The organism is Pontibacillus yanchengensis Y32 (genome assembly GCF_000770635.1).
In the GTDB taxonomy this organism is placed as follows: Bacteria; Bacillota; Bacilli; order Bacillales; family BH030062; genus Pontibacillus; species Pontibacillus yanchengensis.
Genome location: NZ_AVBF01000073.1, coordinates 1 through 16,801, shown reverse-complemented (window position 1 = coordinate 16,801; position 16,801 = coordinate 1). Strand labels below are relative to the sequence as shown.

Below are 16,801 nucleotides of genomic sequence, written 5' to 3'. Positions count from 1 at the left end.
GCTCCTAATTTTCAAAAGTAGCTCCTATTTCTTAAATCTCGCTCCTAAATTTCGAAAGTTGCTCCTGTTTTTCGATTCTTGCTCCGAAAGTAGGAAAAGTCGCTCCAGAGCCCATAATTATGGCAAAAGGTCGCTACTACCCATAGCAAACTCGATCAATTTTATGGCAATTTAGGCCGCAGGTCCGATGGCAACATATTGTCAGGGTTGGGTGGGAAACAAGGAGACTCCCGCGGGAGGAAGAGGTAGGCAAGATCCCCTGAGGGCGTTTTCCCCGAAGGTAGCAACGTTTCAGGGGAGGTTCAACTAAGACCGTCACATCGTGTGACAACGTTGAACTACCCTACATCGTGTAGGGCAGCAGGACGCGAGTTGTTTCCCACCCAACCCTAACCCTCATAAAGTATCGGACCTCACCCTTAATATATCTCGAATCAAAGTCTTCAACATAATGGTGCTTAAACAGAAGAACATAATACTAGTTCATTATCATATCAACAATAAACTTTAAGAAAGCTTCTGGCGCTCCCTCAATCAGGAGTCCCAACCTTTTCTTCACTAAAAAATAAACACTCATTTCCTTTGTATATCATATACTATTGCAACACTTTCTCCCTTTTTTCAACTAAGACATCTACTAATGTGGTTCTATTGCCTATCAATTTACCATATAATGAAAATAACCCCTATTTTCACATACATATATCCTTTATTGTCACAGCTCTATGATTCTACTAATGGAACGGGGTGAACATATGAAAGTCCTTCTACCAATACTATTGTTCTTTCAAAGTTTGATTGCTTTTATTATACTCCATGATTTTGATACGGAAGATACCATAGTGGCTATACTAGATTCAGGGATATATGAATCGCACCCTCTATTTGAAGACCGATTGCTGAATGGATATGATTTAATCAATTGGGACTTAGCTCCTGACGATGAACACGGGCATGGCACTCAAGTGGCAGGAATTATTATGGATCTAAACCAAGATTCCAACATAAAGATACTCCCCATCAAGAAGCTCGGATACCCTGCTAACACTCCTCTATCGATTCTTTTAGCCATTGTGAGTGGCGCTGATGTAGTCAATATGAGCTTCCACCAACCTTACAACCCTATTACAGAACAACTTATTCGTTTCGGCACGCACAAAGGTGTATTGTTCATTGCATCTTCCGGCAACGATGGAAAAGATATGCTAACCTATCCCGCTAAATACGATACTGTTATCCCAGTTGCAGCCACGGATTATGGCAATTCCGTATTAGCAGGGAATTACGGAGAAGGCGTTACTTATATTTCACCAGGTATTGATATTTTAAGTGCCGGTATCGGAGGGAATTTCACAACTGTAAGTGGAACGAGCATGGCAAGCGCCTATGCAACGGGGGTATTTGCTTACGTGAAAGACCTGCACCCTGAAGCAACAAACGAAGAACTTATTCAATATGTGAATCAATACGCACGGTCCATCGTCTATACGAAAAGCGATAAGCAAATTGAACTGAAAACATTAGATATACAAAAATTCAAAGCTATCGCAAGCGAGCAAAGCTATTTATGGATGTCGGACCTGGAATGGAAGCAACATAATGCCTCTACCCCTAGTATAAAAATCGATTCCTTCAACGTTGAAAAAGTATATATCCATGACAATGGAACCTTTTATAAAACGTATCCAGGTGATACGGAGTCAGTGATGCTACCAGCTGAGGATGGAGAACATGACGTCCGAATCCACTTCCATAACGGAGAGCAATGGCAAGACCACCATTTGTCCTACGAGATTGATACGACCGCTCCTACAGTCGAATTCAATAGCCAAATAGATGTAAGCGCCACCAAGCTTCACATTCGTGTCACGGACCCTAACCTAGATTATGTGCTCATAAATGGTGAAAAGCCTGACTACCTAACTGGAACATCCTTTTCTACTGGAAACACACGAGATTTCTCGCTATTCACCAATGCCAAGCCAGTGGTAATCGAGGCATACGACACGTTTGGAAATAGTAGAATCGAAATCTTCTACTCCCCTGAAATGACAACCCCTCATAAACAGCAATAATCCTAGCCAGCTGTGGCTAGGATTATTCAACTATTCTTCTTTAGGTTCTTGCACACTTCCTAGAAATAACACAGTTTCCGTTTTCTGATCCTGAATCATAAACATAAATGGACGGTCGACGTTCATAGTGAAGTCATACGATGGAGCACTCTCTGCTGTGGCCTCAACAGATGTAGCAGCAGCAGCTTCTGTTCCTTTCTCATTCACTTCTATGAAGCTTTTATGTTTCACGTTACTGATATAAAGATCCGGTGGTACCGGTGCCAAGTTTTCAAAATTAGCTCGTTCATCAAAAGCTTGCTCCATCCCCATATTTTGAAGTAGATTGTTTAACTTTTTCTCATATTCAAACGTAAAACGAGGTATAGAGATTTTCCCTTTTTGTTCCGATAGAGCATCTGTCCACTTTCCTACATTTTCTGCTGAGATCGAATTAAATAATTCGGTAAGAGAATGGTTTTTATCTGGTAATAACACCACCATACCAAATCGCCCTTCTTCTCCATAAGGTAATCGTATCATTTGCATGTCATTCATTTTTGTATATGCATAGTCACCTTCCTGATTCATAAAAGGGTGTTGTTTCGTTGACCCATCCGCAAGATGAAACGTGTTTGTGGATGTTTTATTCTCTTGGAACTTCGTTTGCCAATCTCCTTTAAAATGAATCGCGTTAATGAGGAACATTACTGTAAGTGGGTTGATTTGACTAGGAACAATCTTTTTGATTTTCCCATTCGTGTTTTCCTTCACCCAATCATTCATTGTTTCAGACGCCTCATCGGAATCAAAATCTAGTGTCTCTACTTTTGCCTGATAATACTGTTTATTTGTATCTAAGAATGGTTGCTTAAAGGGCTCCCCTTCGTCTTTCCAAATGGAGTTTGCGATAGAGAGCTGAACACTAGGGTCTGCATTGGTTAGTTGGTACAGCAACGCTGCGTTAGACTCATTCAAGGACTCTAGCTTAACATCTGTCCACTTTAAGGCTTTGGCCATTTCCTGCTTCGTTTCTCCTGCCGCTCCGTTGTAAGTCATCGCCAATGCCTGTTGAATACTTAATGGCGAGATAAATATATTTTTGTCTTCTTCTTCGCTTTCCAAACGTTGATAGGCATCAAACCCAAACTGATTGTTCGCCACTATTACGGCAGAATCAGTCTCATATTTCTTGAATTCCTTGTATTTAATAGACGTAGTATCAGGATCACCATTTGAATCAGATGACTGCTGCGAACCACACCCAGCTAGCAGCAGAAAACTGCAAGCAATGAAGAGCATATACCTTCTCACGACCGTAACCCCCTAATATTTGTATGTACTTAATTTGTCGTGTGAATCGAGGTGGAGGTTACAGGCTATTGGAGATATTCGAAATTCTTGCAGGCGGGTGCTGGAGAGAGCGCTCGCTCCTATTTTGGAAAAGTCGCTCCTATTTCCGCATTCTCGCTCCTGTTTTCGAAAAGTTGACCCTATTTCCAGATTCCCGCTCCTAATTCGAAAAAGTCGCTCCAACCCCACCCCGCGCGCACAAAAAAGCACCATACGGATCTCCGTACAGTGCTCTCCACCTTTTAAGCCAACCCAATACGCTCAAATACGCGTTCTACATTTTGTAGGTGATGGGTATGGTCAAAGCAAGATTCTATTTGCTCTTCACTTAATGTTCCTTGAATCGTTTCATCCTGTTCCACTAGTGTTCTGAAGGAAATGCCTTGCTCCCATGCTTCCATTGCTTTTGGCTGGACTAGGTCATACGCTTCTTCTCTTGTCATGCCTTCATCAATCAAGGTTAATAGGACACGCTGGGAGAAAATCAATCCGTACGTCTTGTCCATGTTCTGGCGCATGTTGCCTTCATATACTGTTAGGTTGTCGACGATTTTGCCAAAACGGTGAAGCATATAATCAAGGGCTATGGTAGCGTCCGGTAAAATGACACGTTCAGCTGATGAATGGGAGATGTCGCGTTCATGCCATAGAGCAACATTCTCATAAGCCGTCAGCATATGCCCACGAATCACACGTGCCATCCCTGTCATATTCTCGGAGCCGATTGGGTTTCGTTTATGCGGCATAGCCGAAGATCCTTTTTGCCCTTTCGCGAAGAACTCTTCTACCTCTCTCGTTTCGGTTTTTTGTAATCCACGAATTTCAACGGCAAACTTCTCGATGGACGTAGCAATTAAGGAAAGCGTCGATACATAGTGTGCATGTCGATCACGTTGTAATGTTTGAGTGGATACTGGAGCTGGTGTTAACCCTAGCTGTTTACAAACGTAATCTTCTACAAAAGGATCAATATTGGCATATGTTCCAACTGCACCAGATAGCTTACCAAACTCGATTTGATGAGCTGCCATTTCAAAACGCTCTAGATTTCGCTTCATCTCTTCGTACCATAGAGCAAGCTTCAAGCCAAAGGTTGTCGGCTCCGCATGAACGCCATGAGTACGGCCCATCATGACTGTGAATTTATGCTCTTTTGCTTTTTCAGCTAGTACATCAATAAATGCGTGCAATCCTTTTCGAATATGTTCATTCGCCTGCTTCAAAAGATAGGAAAGAGCTGTATCAACAACATCTGTTGAGGTTAATCCATAATGAACCCATTTACGCTCTTCCCCAAGCGTCTCCGAAACCGCCCTTGTAAAAGCTACAACATCATGGCGTGTTTCTTCCTCAATTTCATGGATGCGGTTCATATCAAACGATGCGTTCTCCCGAATCTTTTCTACGTCTTCTTTCGGTATGTACCCAAGCTCACTCCATGCTTCACAAGCAAGAATTTCTACCTCTAGCCAAGCCTGATACTTATTTTCTTCCGTCCATATCGCACCCATCTCCGGTCTCGTATAACGTTCAATCATATACCGCGCCTCCTCATATTCAAGTAACTCATAACAAAAAGCCTACCCACTTCATTTTAGAGAGAAGTGAATAGGCTTCGTTTCCACAAGCTAAGTGCCTCTCTCGTTACACTATTAATATCTTAATCGTAACAAGAGGCAAATCAAAAATCAATCAAATCACGAACGATTTTCATTAATTAAAATCTATTATTCGCTTTTAACCGCGTCGAATACGATTTTTCTTCCTACGGGTTCTACCTTTTTCTCGCCATTTTCTTTCGTTTCCTTGAAAACGGGTTCTTCTACACGTCTTACAGGTTGATACCCTTCTTGCTTCATTTGATCAAGTACTTCTTCAATGGATTGATCCTCTTCTACTGTAAATCGCTTCTTATTGTTCTTTTTGTTCTTGTTGTTCTTCGGCATCCTTCTTAATACGTCCTTTCCGTACTTGTTTCACCCAGAAACCGCCGCGAATTTGCTTCGGCTCATATGCTACAATAAATGCTTTTTCATCAATTGTTTTAATCGTTTCATACAGGTTTAGTTCATATTTTCTAGGGGTTAGAATTTGCATGTTCAGACGGTCGCCTTCCATACCATATGCAAACCAACTTGTTACCCCATACCCTTTATCACGTAGCATCTTTGTAAATTCGATATCTGGATTAGATGAGATTACATTGACCGTTATGTAACCTAGCGCCAACTTCTCTTCTATCTTCATCCCTACGATAACACCTAAACCAAACCCTAATGCATAGGCAACTACGTTCTGTACTTGGTCAAGATTCTCCAATACTAATCCTAGCCCAAGAATATAGACGGTAATCTCAAAGACACTAATAAAAGCAGCCCAATACCTCTGGCCCTTTAACGTAAATATTGTCCGAATGGTTAAAAACGATACATAGACAATATTAACCACCAAAATAATGAGTACCATTACATAGCTATTATCTATTAAATTCTCCAACCCTATCTTCCTTTCTAATGAAATATTCTATATGTATTCCCTGTATTACTAGGTCATTCACCTAAAATTTCACTGTGCATATACTATATCGCAATCTGTTATTCTTTCACAATGAATTTAATAAGGAGGTAAAGAAATGGATCCGTTTCAAAACATGCAGGATTGGCGCAAGAATTTGGATCAATTTTTTGGAAACGACTTCTGGGGTGAATTTGAAGGAATCCTAAAACCACAAATACCACAGGTCAATGTGTACAAATCAGAAAACGAAATCCTTTGCTATGTAAATGTCCCCGGTTTAGACGACATCGATAAGGTTGATGTATATGTCGACTACACCACCCTTGAACTCACTGGCGTTATTTCCTTACAGTCCCCACATCAGCAATTGGTTCAAGAAGAAATTCTTCAAGGCTCTTTTGAACGAAAAATCGAACTACCTTATCCTGTACGCGGAGACAAAATCAACGCTACTTACCGCAATGGATTACTCATTATTCAGCTTCATCGCTTAATTCAACAAGAAACCAATAAACAACGTATCCATATCCGTAATTTGGAAGAATAGTACGCATCCATATCCTCTCTGGAATCTAGCTAGAGAGGATTTTCTCTGGGTAAACGTTGATGAAAATAAACTCGTTTGATATCTCATCAAAACGGACAACCCTATTCTTATAATTTTCGCATCCTTACTTATAATCAGCCAAGTAAAAAAACTCGATAATCACCTCACAATAAACCAATACACACACATAACTCCTAAATCCCCAAGCGCGTGACTCACTACAGCTGCTACGATTGATCCAGTCCATTCACGAATATATCCCCACAAAACTCCAGCTATAAACACAGGCAAGACAGCAATAATATTAAAAGGATATTCAAACATAGGTAGAATCGAAAGAAAATGATAGAGCGTGTAAAAGAACGATGTGAACAGGATTGTTTGCCATACCCGAAAATTTCGGTTCAATCGTTCATGCATGAATCCTCTCCAATACATCTCTTCCAATACAGGGTTAATGATGAGCAAAACAAGAATTAATCCGATTACCCCACTGCCTGAAAATCCCCACTCCTCCAAAAGGCGATTCAACTTTTCCAAATCGATGAAATAGGAGTGCAACCAATACATACCACCAAAAATGAACACAAAAAACAAAAGCCCTGTTCCAATCCCAATGACTACATTAGATGTAGACCATTTCCATCCCAGAAAAGCACCTTCCCCTTTTTGTTGAAAGAGTGGTATAGCTAGTAGCCAGCCATAAAACAACATAAATGTAAGCACAACATTACTAAATACATGAAGCCCCACCAAGATCATGAAGGCAGGCGCAAGAAAATAAATACTATTCTTCATTTGGTATGCCTCCACCAAGGTGTTCAGTTCTCTCCTACTTCTCCCTCCCCTCTACAAAAACCTTCCATATTACACGCTCATATAAAATTTTTCTTTTCATATAACTTCCAACATGCTATTTGTGAACCTTTTGTTACCGTTTTCAAAAAGTGCTTGTAATTTCCAGGAAACCGTCTATAATCAAAAGTAATCATAAACATTCACATACAATCATATATTCCCACCAGGAACAATCACATACAATCACAAAGGAGGTGATGCCTATGTTCGGCGAAGAAAGAAAGTCGATGATCAGCAAATATATTATCGAGCATGGTAGAGGATCCGTCCTAGAGTTAAGCACGACATTTAAAGTATCTGAATCTACTATCCGTCGAGACTTAAAAGAATTAGAAGATGAAAAGTTGATTAAACGAACACACGGAGGTGCCATTCCGTTTGAAAGTGTAAACTTCGAGCCTACTTTTGGAGAAAAAGAGATACGATATCAATCTGAAAAAGAACGAATTGCTCTCTATTCTGGAGGATTTATTCAAGAAGGCGATATCATCCTCATTGATTCAGGGACTACCACCTTACACCTTGCACCAATTTTGAAAGCGTTTTCAAATCTAACAGTTGTCACTAACTCTATGACTCTCATGGAGCAACTAAAAAACGAGAGCAATATAGATATCGTCATGCTTGGTGGTTCTCTAAGACAGGAAACCCAAGCAATCGTTGGTCCTATAACCGATCAAATCCTACAAACCCTACACGTCGACACAGCCTTTATAGCTACCAATGGAATTAGCCTATCTGCTGGACTCACCACTCCTAATTTAATCGAAGCGAATACGAAGCGATACATGATGAAATGCGCAAAACGGACGATTCTACTTGCAGACCATAGCAAGGCAGAGAAGATTAGCTTTAGTCAGTTTGGAACAGTAGCTGATATTGATATGTGGATAACCGATGACCACCTTCCAAAGGAAATCTATCAAAAATTTAGCGAAGCCGGAACGGAAATCCATGTAGCTAATAGCCACCATACGATTCCCACTGTTTCATAAGGTTACAAAGCTCTTAAAGAGCTCCTAACATATAAAACAATTTAATAAGGAGGGTTTACCATGAAAAAGATTCTAGCTGTAACTGCTTGTCCTACAGGAATTGCCCACACGTACATGGCTGCGGAGTCCTTAGAAAAAGCTGCAAAAGAAAAAGGAGTACCGTTCAAAGTGGAAACAAGAGGTGGCGTTGGTATTGAAAATGAGCTTACCACTCAAGATATTCAAGAAGCCCACGCTATCATTATTGCGGCAGCTACGGATGTAGATGAAGGCCGTTTCCAAGGAAAGACCGTTATTAAAGTCTCCTTAGCAGAAGCAATCAAAGATGCACCTACTGCTATCGATCGGGCTCTTCAGGCAGAAGCTTCTACAGGGTATGTTGCTCAAGTTGAACAAAGCAAACAAGAACGCAGTGCAGGCCGATCAGGATTCTACAAGCATCTGATGACAGGTGTATCAAACATGATTCCTCTAGTTGTGGCTGGCGGACTTATTATTGCATTATCATTCATATTTGGAATCACTGCTTTTGAGGAAGAAGGAACACTTGCTGCTGCTTTGATGGATATAGGTGGAGGCGCTGCTTTTGCTTTAATGGTGCCAATTTTAGCTGGATTCATTGCATTCTCTATCGCTGACAAACCTGGTCTTGCTCCTGGCCTTGTTGGTGGAATGCTCGCTTCTCAGAATGGTTCTGGTTTTCTAGGTGGGATTATCGCAGGTTTTATTGCTGGTTACGCGGCCAAATTCATTAAAGATCAAGTGAAGCTTCCAAGAAGTTTTGAAGGCTTGAAGCCAGTTCTTATCATCCCTCTAGGTGCTACTCTCTTCACTGGTTTATTGATGGTGTATGTAATCGGGGAACCGGTTGCCTGGATTATGGAAGGTCTTGGTGATTGGTTAGCAGGATTGAACACTGGAAACGCAATTGCTTTAGGACTAATCTTAGGTGCGATGATGGCTTTTGATATGGGTGGCCCTGTTAATAAAGCAGCCTATACATTCGCTGTTGGATTAATTGGCAGCAATATTTACGAGCCGATGGCAGCTGTGATGGCAGCAGGTATGACTCCTCCACTTGGTTTATGGCTAGCAACGTTGCTATCTCCTAAGAAATTTTCAACAGAAGAACGAGAAGCTGGAAAAGCTGCAGGAGTATTAGGAATTTCCTTTATTACAGAAGGTGCCATTCCATTCGCAGCAGCCGACCCATTCCGCGTTATTCCTTCCCTAATGGTAGGTTCAGCTACAGCTGGCGGATTGGCAATGCTATTTAACACAGCTTTACAAGCTCCACATGGCGGTATTTTTGTACTATTCATCCCTAATGCTGTCACCAACGTATTCTTATATGCTCTAGCAATAGCTATTGGAATGACTGTCACCGCCGTAATGATTGTCTTATTGAAAAAAGGTGTAGCTGCCAAACCAGAACAAACAATTCAAGAAAAGCATGATATTGCAGGATAAGGAGAGAACGCTCATGTTACTCACAAGCCTTTTAAAAGAAAATCAAATATTACTTGATATAGAAACCACTTCTAAGACTCAATGTATAGAACGTCTAGCTCAACATATGGTTGATTCAGGTGATGTAGTAGATATCGACCAATATGTTCGAGATGTACTCAAACGAGAAGAAGAAGGATCAACTGGCATAGGATTCGCTGTTGCTATCCCTCACGGCAAATCTGCAGGGGTGCAAGCACCTAGTCTAGCTTATGCACGTTTATCAGCTCCAATTGATTGGCAATCCATTGATGGAGAACCTGTTAAGCATGCCTTTCTAATCGCAGTCCCATTAGAGCAGAGCGGAAACGAACATTTACGCATCCTTTCTAACCTTTCTCGTAAACTGATACATGAAGAGTTTAGAGCCCAGTTAAACCAGGTTAAGAATGCTGAAGAGTTAGTGGAACTACTAGAACAATAGAAAAATAACCGGAGCTCACGAATTTTTAGTAGTTCATTTACCTTGAAGAAAATCCATAAAAATAGCAGGCTAAATCACACTGTGATTTTAGCCTGCTATTTTTTTATACACGTAATTATTCAATATTATTAATTAAAATACATAATGCTGGTAATAATTCGTTTGTTATAACAATTCAACGAAAGCTGAAAATAAATCCTCAATAGCTACATCTAAATTATTTACCACAAGTTTCCTACGCATTTTCTAGAGCGTTTCCTTTACACTGAGAATTGTAGAATCTTTTGAAAGGATGAATATTTTTGAAGAATGGTATCTATTTCATTTTTGGAAAACCATACACAGAAAGTAAGTTTTTTCATTTTAGCTATTGGTTTGGAGTTGGATTTTATTTTTTAGCAATCGTTTTATCAGCGGTTCCATCCGTCTTATACGGAGAATGGCTTTCTTTATTATTTACTGCACTATTTTTCCCAGTTTTATTCAGGATAGTTTATAATATAAATACTCGCATACATAAATCATTCAAAGGTATGAATAAAAAAGTAATAATACTATTAAGTGTACTATTTGGTTTAATTACAATAGTAATTGTTACAACATCATTTTTCTTTGCGGATAATGTAGCAATAAATCTTAATAAAACTACCACGAATGGTGATGTGAAGTTATCTATAGGTTCGTTGCAAGGTTCTCATACTGTTGAAACTTATGAAATTACACAAGAAGGAACAGTAACAATACCTTATGAAGCTTCCGTAGGAAAAGGAAAGTTTTTTATGTCTGTTGAACAGTCGGATACTACTATATGGGAGGATCAGATTACTGGTTCTAAAACTGGTGTAATTGAATTTCAAGGTGAAAAAGATAGCTATTATATAAGTATTCGGACAGAAGAGGCAAAAAAAATTAAATTAAATCTATCTTTATACTAAAAAGCTTGCATACCAAGCTTTTTTTAGATGAATCACCTTATTCATACAACATTATTTACTGATAGATTGGTTACACCCCTTGAGCACCCTTGTCCTCACAACAAGATCATAAATAGATTGTTTCCGTTTCGTAAATACCACAGCTATTACATTGGCGAAAATCCATGCATAAATCAAGCCACCTAACACAAAATACATGACTGGCGTTTCCCCATCCCCCACTTCAATCATTCGATACACAAGAAAATGGGACAACTCCCATGGCAAAAACTTTAATGCCGTTCGGAAAAGGGAGTGCAGAACTGACACCGCTGTTCCTTCCCTGCCTACTACTTGGATACCAACCTTCCTCTTTCCTAATGAAGCACCACCAACCACCGAATCAGCAATAGCAAAGTAAAGCGAAACGGGTAGCGTCACTAGTAAAAAGCCAAATCCTTGGGCTAGAAGAAGCGAGCCCTGGAATAGCTTTTGTACATCTGGAATAATGAACACACTGACTAGAATCAATAGAACGAGATACATTAAAATGAGAAGATAATCGATGAAAAAAGCCTTTAAACGAGATAAGAAGGTGGCATACATAGGTTAACCTCTTTCATGTTGAAGTTGTATATCTGGACGCGGTACCTTAGCTTTATTCCGTTTAGTTTCTTGGACAATCATGACAGCAGCTAAAACCAACACAATACCACCATACTGCCATAACGTGAGTCTTTCCTGGAACACCAATAATCCTACAAGTGATGCCACCACTGGTTCGATTGTTGCAATAATCGAAGCTCGGCTTGATTCCACTGCGCTTAGCCCTTTTGTATAAAATAGAAATGGCAATGTCGTTGAAAGGAAACCAAGTCCTACAATATATAGCCAAACTTCAGCGTTTCGAAGTAAAGCTAGTTCCGACCAAATCCCACTAGAAGGCAATACTGCGACAGTCGCGAATAAGAACGTGTAGAATGTAACAGTCAACGAATCATATTTTTGTAGAGCAAATTTCCCAAAGATGCTATACAGCGCATAGAAGATTCCAGAACCAATTCCTAATAGAAAACCATACATAGAGATTGGTTCAATGGCATTCGGCAATAATCCAATCACAAACGCGCATCCCACTACCGTCATTACCAGAGCGATCATTTTTCGTTTCGTAAGCCATTCCTTAAATAGTAACCTTGAAAAAATCGTCACAAATGCTGGAGCCGTATATAACAGGATAAATGCAATCGACATTGATGTTTCCCCCATGGCACTAAATAAGCACCAATTAAAGAAAACGATACTGATGACACCTGTTCCAACAAACAGCTTGCTGTCAGAGAGTCGGATGTGGAGCAACCGACGATCTTTATATAAAACGTACACCAGTAAAAATAAAAGAGAGGAAAGCACTCGCATCGCAACCACCTGGAGAGGCGTAAATCCCATTTCATATAAATACGTTACAAATAAACCAATGATGCCCCACAAGGTAGCTCCTACAGCAATGGATATAGACGCTGTTTTTTGATTCATACCTCTCCCTCCTAGCACACTAACTTTCTATCGCATAAACAACTATTTTAGAAGCAAACTCTTTCTCTGCCCCTTTATCCCGAACCCAAACCTCCACGTTATCACCAACACTCAAGCCTTCAAAAGTAGATCGATTTCCTTCAATCTTGGTATCCTCATCCACCCAAATTTCATACGCTGCATATGAGGCATTGGAATCTATTTCTCTGGAAGAGATGACAATACTTGCTTCCTTTAATTTGATTATTTCAAGCAATTGATAATCAGCTTTGTCCTTGTTCTTTTCATTATCTTGGTTCTGTTCAACCTCTACAACAGGAGGAGGTTCTTCCGATTTATTAGCATTCGTACAGCCTATTAATGTCAGCGGAATACAACACATTAGATATACTAGTTGTTTGACCATTGATTGGAACATTCTGTTTACGTTACTCCATTTTCCAAAGTCGCAAACGTTTTATTCTCACAATCAATTTCAGCATCTGCACCGTACGGTAAAATACATTTCGGTTCGGTATGCCCAAAACTGACATTGTACAAGATTGGCAAATGCTCTAAACTATTTTCTTTCATGACTTTCTTAATCTCTTGCTTGTATTCTTCGTAATACATGTCATCATAGGGTTTACCAAAAATAATTCCATTGGCTTTTTGGAGAATGCCTTGGGCTGCATAATTCCTCAAATAATATGTAATCATTTCAGGTTGGGTTTTAACTTCAGAGGTTTCAAAAAAGAGAATACTCCCTTTCCAATCCTCCAATGATGGCCAAATCTCTGTAGCTTTCGCAAACTCCAACACCTCTATACAACCTCCAAGCAAGTGACCATGTACTTTTCCCTCTCCTTGAAGTACTTCATAACCTGCATTAGGATGGAAAGTCCGTCGCTGATGCTTATTCCCCTCTTCCCAAGGGAGAAATTCACTCGTCCATTCCTCTGCAGGTGGAATCGTTCCAATCGCCTCATTCGAAAACAGAGTTCTATTAATCATATCAACCGTGTACGGATGCATCTCAACATTTTCTGCAAAATCCGTCATAATGGCAGGTCCGTAAAAAGAAGAAAGACCAGCCTTATAGCAAAACAAATGAGAAATCGTAACGTCAGAATACCCCATAAACACTTTTGGATTATTCCTTATAACATTAAAATCGATATAAGGAAGTAACCGAATACTATCGTCTCCACCTATATTGGTAATAATCCCTTTAATACTGTTATCCTGAAATGCCATCATAAGGTCCTCAGCACGAGCCTGGGGATTTTCATCTACGAACTCTGTTCCTTTCAGGCTATTTGGCATAGGTACAACTTCAATATCAAACACCTCTTCTAGACGCTTCACTCCTTGATCATACCTCCACCTCAATTCAGCGTCTCCTGCTCCTCCCCAAGATGGGCTAATTGTAGCAACTTTATCCCCTGGCTGTAGCTTTTGTGGCTTTATTAACACACGACCCCTCCCCTTCCTGTTAATGCTTAGCGCGCTATTTTTGCACTACGATACTAGATATATATGATGATAATTATTTCAAATTTCTGCATGTTTCTCAATACGTTTATCTATTTAAAAATTAATACTTATGTACAGCTGTAAAAAAAATGCGTAGCCACGTCTAGAAACTTTCTACACCTTCTAATAATCCAACAATTAGTTTGCCGACCCCCATACACTGCTAACCTGTCCTATCGATATTTTGCTATAAAAAAAGACCAAATCATTAAGTGATTTGGTCTTCTTCGTATAGTCAGCCCTTATTATCAAGTAAGAGCTGTCTTAACTTCATCTTTGAACTGCTTCATTTTATTTTTAATTACCGATGTATCTGCAAAATAATCATGGATGCCTTGATAACGCTTTGTAAACAAGACAACGAGATAAGGAAGTCCTAAGAAAGCCATGCTAATATACCTTCCGATGCACTCTCTGAAAATGATTTGTTTTGTAGACAGATTCTCACCGATAAGGGACTCAACGGATAACCCCATAATCATCTTTCCTAGCGTTGCTCGGAAGAAATAGGTCAATAGAATAAAATAAGCAAAGAATATGATAGACGTCGTAATGTTGGATGCACTAAATAGATTGATCCACAATTTTGCATCCGACAAGTTCATTAGATTCAACAGTGGCCTCGTAACAATGGTATTGATACTCCATATAACAATTAAGTCAATCAAGTAGGCTATAAAACGAGGGAAGAACCCAGCATAGACTACCTTATGGATTGCACCAATATGAGAGGAAACTGTTTCATGTAATGGATGAGATGTTTCATTTTGTTCGAAAGTATCCATCGTTCTTCCTCCTTAATCCGTATATAGGTACATCATGGTTGGTCCTTGGCGATCTTGAATCATTTCCTGAATCCACTTCACTTCACTATTAGGCATGAAGCTTTTTACGTTAAAAGGAAGTCCAAACATATATGGATTGCCAGACTTAAACTCAAATACTTGAGGGGCGCCACCGATTTCTTCTTTCAATGCTGATAAAGCATCTTCCTCAAAACCTAATTGATCAATCAACCCGTTATCCAAGGCCTGCTTACCGGAGTATATTCGTCCATCAGCTAAGTCCTTCACCTTGCTTTCGGACATATCCCGTCCGTTTTTAATCACATTCACAAAATCTTGATAAGAATCGTCTACTAACGATTGAAGAATATCGCGATCTTCCTGTGTCATGTCACTAGTCGGACTCATAATGTCCTTGAACTCGCCACTTTTAATCGTGTTGAATTTGACGCCATATTCATTAGCTAATTCTTTATAGTTCACACTTTGCATAATAACACCAAGCGAACCTGTTAGTGTTTGTTTAGAAGCATAAATTTGATCTGCTGGCGTGGAAATGTAATATCCCCCAGATGCAGCCATTGAGCCCATGGAAACATAAAGCTTTTTCCCTGCTTCTTTTAGCTCTAGCAGTTCTTTATGAATTTCAGCACTCTCAAACACACCGCCACCAGGAGAATTCACATACAAAAGAACACCCTTAACCGTGTTATCCTTTTTGATTGTTTCCAGGCGATCTAATAATCGTTGGTGATTGTAGCCTGCATCACTAAAAGGATTCGTACCTTGCCCACTCAGAATCGTACCCTCTACCGAGATACGAGCAATTCGCTTTTGTGCAGAACCTCGCTCCATCACTTTTTCTTTAGGTGCTTCATCTCTAGCTAACATGTTAGAACTAGACTCAGAAAAAGAGTCGCTCATCACTAGACCAATACTTTGTGTTAGTATTGCAAAAATAAGTAATGCTGCAGCAATGATACTCGCTACAATTCGTTTAGACATACATCATCTGCCCTTTCTTTTATAAAATCTTGCGAACATTTATTTATATTTTACTATGCAAATTTTAATACTTCTCTATGTAAAAGAGTGGTATTCTTAATCGCACCAACCTTAAGTGTACAATATTATTCTGATATAAGGGAAGCATTTATGCTTGAATGGATGAGGTTATTTTTTACAGTTTATTCAGATTACTTTTTTTCACATTACAAAATCAAAACATACTTTATCTAAAGAAGAAAGATTGTTGTTTATAAAGGGAGTCCTTAGTGATTTAGAGGCCTACAGGCAAGCTGTGCTCAGTCACTTAATATAGTTTTCCGTCGAACAAACAGAGTTTAATATGAGGGAACCCATCCTCTCCTACTCTTATGCTCGTTTCGGATTGTGTTTTGCTCGCTTCATTCCCCTTTAGGGTATATCATACGGATATTAGATGCGTAACGTTTCATTTATTTATATAGAAACCCCCTCGGAAACGAATTTCCGAGGGGGTTGTGTGTGCATGGCGGCGTCCTACTCTTGCGGGGGTGAAACCCCGACTACCATCGGCGCTGAAGAGCTTAACTTCTGTGTTCGGCATGGGAACAGGTGTGACCTCTTCGCCAAAACCGCCATACTTTGTATTTTGTTGAAGGTAGTACCTTCAAAACTAGATAAGAATGGGACATCGAATCGTTGGTGCGCCTTCTCAGGTGCGAGCTCCAGCGACTGCCGAAGCAGTCGCCTGCGCTTTTTGCTTTTAGTTAAGTCCTCGATCTATTAGTATCCGTCAGCTGCACGTGTCAC

At 39.9% G+C, this 16,801-nt stretch carries 17 protein-coding genes and 1 rRNA gene; 6 read left to right on the top strand and 12 right to left on the bottom strand.

Annotated features, from left to right (window positions below; all coding sequences use genetic code 11):
* Nucleotides 1-755: 755 nt before the first annotated feature.
* Complete coding sequence (locus tag N782_RS17745) at nt 756-2,075, top strand: S8 family peptidase (RefSeq protein ID WP_036823414.1); 1,320 nt, start codon at nt 756-758, stop codon at nt 2,073-2,075.
* A 30-nt stretch (nt 2,076-2,105) separates the two neighbouring features.
* Here the strand turns inward: N782_RS17745 and N782_RS17740 are convergent, their stop codons facing one another.
* From N782_RS17740 to N782_RS17725, 4 genes are all read right to left on the bottom strand, one after another.
* Nucleotides 2,106-3,368, bottom strand: a complete 1,263-nt coding sequence (locus tag N782_RS17740) for a serpin family protein (protein WP_052111414.1) — start codon at nt 3,366-3,368, stop codon at nt 2,106-2,108.
* Nucleotides 3,369-3,649: 281 nt separating this feature from the next.
* Nucleotides 3,650-4,945: an adenylosuccinate lyase gene (purB, locus tag N782_RS17735; RefSeq protein WP_036823411.1), complete on the bottom strand. Its 1,296-nt coding sequence runs from the start codon at nt 4,943-4,945 to the stop codon at nt 3,650-3,652.
* Nucleotides 4,946-5,134: 189 nt separating this feature from the next.
* Nucleotides 5,135-5,353, bottom strand: coding sequence for an NETI motif-containing protein (locus N782_RS17730; RefSeq protein ID WP_036823408.1), 219 nt, complete (start codon nt 5,351-5,353; stop codon nt 5,135-5,137).
* The gene (locus N782_RS17725) at nt 5,319-5,873 is read right to left on the bottom strand and encodes a DUF2179 domain-containing protein (RefSeq protein ID WP_036823423.1); all 555 of its coding nucleotides are present in this window, start codon (nt 5,871-5,873) and stop codon (nt 5,319-5,321) included. Before N782_RS17725 ends, N782_RS17730 begins: the two co-directional genes overlap by 35 nt.
* Nucleotides 5,874-6,039: 166 nt before the next feature.
* Between N782_RS17725 and N782_RS17720 the strand changes: the two genes are divergently transcribed.
* Nucleotides 6,040-6,471 carry an Hsp20/alpha crystallin family protein gene (locus N782_RS17720; RefSeq protein ID WP_036823406.1) on the top strand — a complete coding sequence of 144 codons (432 nt, stop codon included), beginning with the start codon at nt 6,040-6,042 and terminating at the stop codon, nt 6,469-6,471.
* A gap of 159 nt (nt 6,472-6,630) precedes the next feature.
* Here the strand turns inward: N782_RS17720 and N782_RS17715 are convergent, their stop codons facing one another.
* Nucleotides 6,631-7,269, bottom strand: coding sequence for a CPBP family intramembrane glutamic endopeptidase (locus N782_RS17715; RefSeq protein WP_036823404.1), 639 nt, complete (start codon nt 7,267-7,269; stop codon nt 6,631-6,633).
* Nucleotides 7,270-7,532: 263 nt separating this feature from the next.
* Between N782_RS17715 and N782_RS17710 the strand changes: the two genes are divergently transcribed.
* From N782_RS17710 to N782_RS17695, 4 genes are all read left to right on the top strand, one after another.
* Nucleotides 7,533-8,324: a DeoR/GlpR family DNA-binding transcription regulator gene (locus N782_RS17710; protein ID WP_152600806.1), complete on the top strand. Its 792-nt coding sequence runs from the start codon at nt 7,533-7,535 to the stop codon at nt 8,322-8,324.
* A 60-nt stretch (nt 8,325-8,384) separates the two neighbouring features.
* Complete coding sequence (locus N782_RS17705; protein ID WP_052111413.1) at nt 8,385-9,794, top strand: PTS fructose transporter subunit IIC; 1,410 nt, start codon at nt 8,385-8,387, stop codon at nt 9,792-9,794.
* A 13-nt stretch (nt 9,795-9,807) separates the two neighbouring features.
* The gene (locus tag N782_RS17700; protein ID WP_036823401.1) at nt 9,808-10,257 is read left to right on the top strand and encodes a PTS sugar transporter subunit IIA; all 450 of its coding nucleotides are present in this window, start codon (nt 9,808-9,810) and stop codon (nt 10,255-10,257) included.
* Between the two features lie 302 nt (nt 10,258-10,559).
* Nucleotides 10,560-11,192, top strand: a complete 633-nt coding sequence (locus N782_RS17695) for a hypothetical protein (RefSeq protein ID WP_036823398.1) — start codon at nt 10,560-10,562, stop codon at nt 11,190-11,192.
* A 51-nt stretch (nt 11,193-11,243) separates the two neighbouring features.
* Here N782_RS17695 and N782_RS17690 read toward each other — a convergent pair whose 3' ends face one another.
* The 7 genes from N782_RS17690 to rrf all read right to left on the bottom strand — a co-directional run bounded on the left by N782_RS17690 (nt 11,244) and on the right by rrf (nt 16,631).
* Entirely contained in the window at nt 11,244-11,777 is a 534-nt protein-coding gene (locus tag N782_RS17690; protein ID WP_036823395.1) for an RDD family protein, read from the bottom strand.
* Nucleotides 11,778-11,780: 3 nt separating this feature from the next.
* Complete coding sequence (locus N782_RS17685) at nt 11,781-12,707, bottom strand: DMT family transporter (RefSeq protein ID WP_036823391.1); 927 nt, start codon at nt 12,705-12,707, stop codon at nt 11,781-11,783.
* Between the two features lie 19 nt (nt 12,708-12,726).
* On the bottom strand, nt 12,727-13,113 hold the full coding sequence (locus tag N782_RS17680) for a hypothetical protein (protein WP_152600805.1): 387 nt from the start codon (nt 13,111-13,113) through the stop codon (nt 12,727-12,729).
* Nucleotides 13,114-13,130: 17 nt separating this feature from the next.
* Nucleotides 13,131-14,162 carry a S66 family peptidase gene (locus tag N782_RS17675; RefSeq protein WP_036823385.1) on the bottom strand — a complete coding sequence of 344 codons (1,032 nt, stop codon included), beginning with the start codon at nt 14,160-14,162 and terminating at the stop codon, nt 13,131-13,133.
* A gap of 308 nt (nt 14,163-14,470) precedes the next feature.
* Nucleotides 14,471-15,007: an RDD family protein gene (locus tag N782_RS17670; RefSeq protein ID WP_036823382.1), complete on the bottom strand. Its 537-nt coding sequence runs from the start codon at nt 15,005-15,007 to the stop codon at nt 14,471-14,473.
* A 12-nt stretch (nt 15,008-15,019) separates the two neighbouring features.
* Nucleotides 15,020-16,012 carry a signal peptide peptidase SppA gene (gene sppA / locus N782_RS17665; RefSeq protein WP_036823379.1) on the bottom strand — a complete coding sequence of 331 codons (993 nt, stop codon included), beginning with the start codon at nt 16,010-16,012 and terminating at the stop codon, nt 15,020-15,022.
* Nucleotides 16,013-16,515: 503 nt separating this feature from the next.
* Nucleotides 16,516-16,631, bottom strand: a 5S ribosomal RNA gene (rrf, locus tag N782_RS17660).
* Between the last annotated feature and the right edge of the window lie 170 nt (nt 16,632-16,801).

Excerpts from the sequence above, each read along its gene's own strand:
- N782_RS17745 (WP_036823414.1), top strand. The coding sequence starts at position 756 with ATGAAAGTCCTTCTACCAATACTATTGTTCTTTCAAAGTTTGATTGCT.
- purB (WP_036823411.1), bottom strand. The coding sequence starts at position 4,945 with ATGATTGAACGTTATACGAGACCGGAGATGGGTGCGATATGGACGGAA.
- N782_RS17730 (WP_036823408.1), bottom strand. The coding sequence starts at position 5,353 with ATGCCGAAGAACAACAAGAACAAAAAGAACAATAAGAAGCGATTTACA.
- N782_RS17725 (WP_036823423.1), bottom strand. The coding sequence starts at position 5,873 with ATGGTACTCATTATTTTGGTGGTTAATATTGTCTATGTATCGTTTTTA.
- N782_RS17720 (WP_036823406.1), top strand. The coding sequence starts at position 6,040 with ATGGATCCGTTTCAAAACATGCAGGATTGGCGCAAGAATTTGGATCAA.
- N782_RS17715 (WP_036823404.1), bottom strand. The coding sequence starts at position 7,269 with ATGAAGAATAGTATTTATTTTCTTGCGCCTGCCTTCATGATCTTGGTG.
- N782_RS17710 (WP_152600806.1), top strand. The coding sequence starts at position 7,533 with ATGTTCGGCGAAGAAAGAAAGTCGATGATCAGCAAATATATTATCGAG.
- N782_RS17705 (WP_052111413.1), top strand. The coding sequence starts at position 8,385 with ATGAAAAAGATTCTAGCTGTAACTGCTTGTCCTACAGGAATTGCCCAC.
- N782_RS17700 (WP_036823401.1), top strand. The coding sequence starts at position 9,808 with ATGTTACTCACAAGCCTTTTAAAAGAAAATCAAATATTACTTGATATA.
- N782_RS17690 (WP_036823395.1), bottom strand. The coding sequence starts at position 11,777 with ATGTATGCCACCTTCTTATCTCGTTTAAAGGCTTTTTTCATCGATTAT.
- N782_RS17685 (WP_036823391.1), bottom strand. The coding sequence starts at position 12,707 with ATGAATCAAAAAACAGCGTCTATATCCATTGCTGTAGGAGCTACCTTG.
- N782_RS17680 (WP_152600805.1), bottom strand. The coding sequence starts at position 13,113 with ATGGTCAAACAACTAGTATATCTAATGTGTTGTATTCCGCTGACATTA.
- N782_RS17670 (WP_036823382.1), bottom strand. The coding sequence starts at position 15,007 with ATGGATACTTTCGAACAAAATGAAACATCTCATCCATTACATGAAACA.
- sppA (WP_036823379.1), bottom strand. The coding sequence starts at position 16,012 with ATGTCTAAACGAATTGTAGCGAGTATCATTGCTGCAGCATTACTTATT.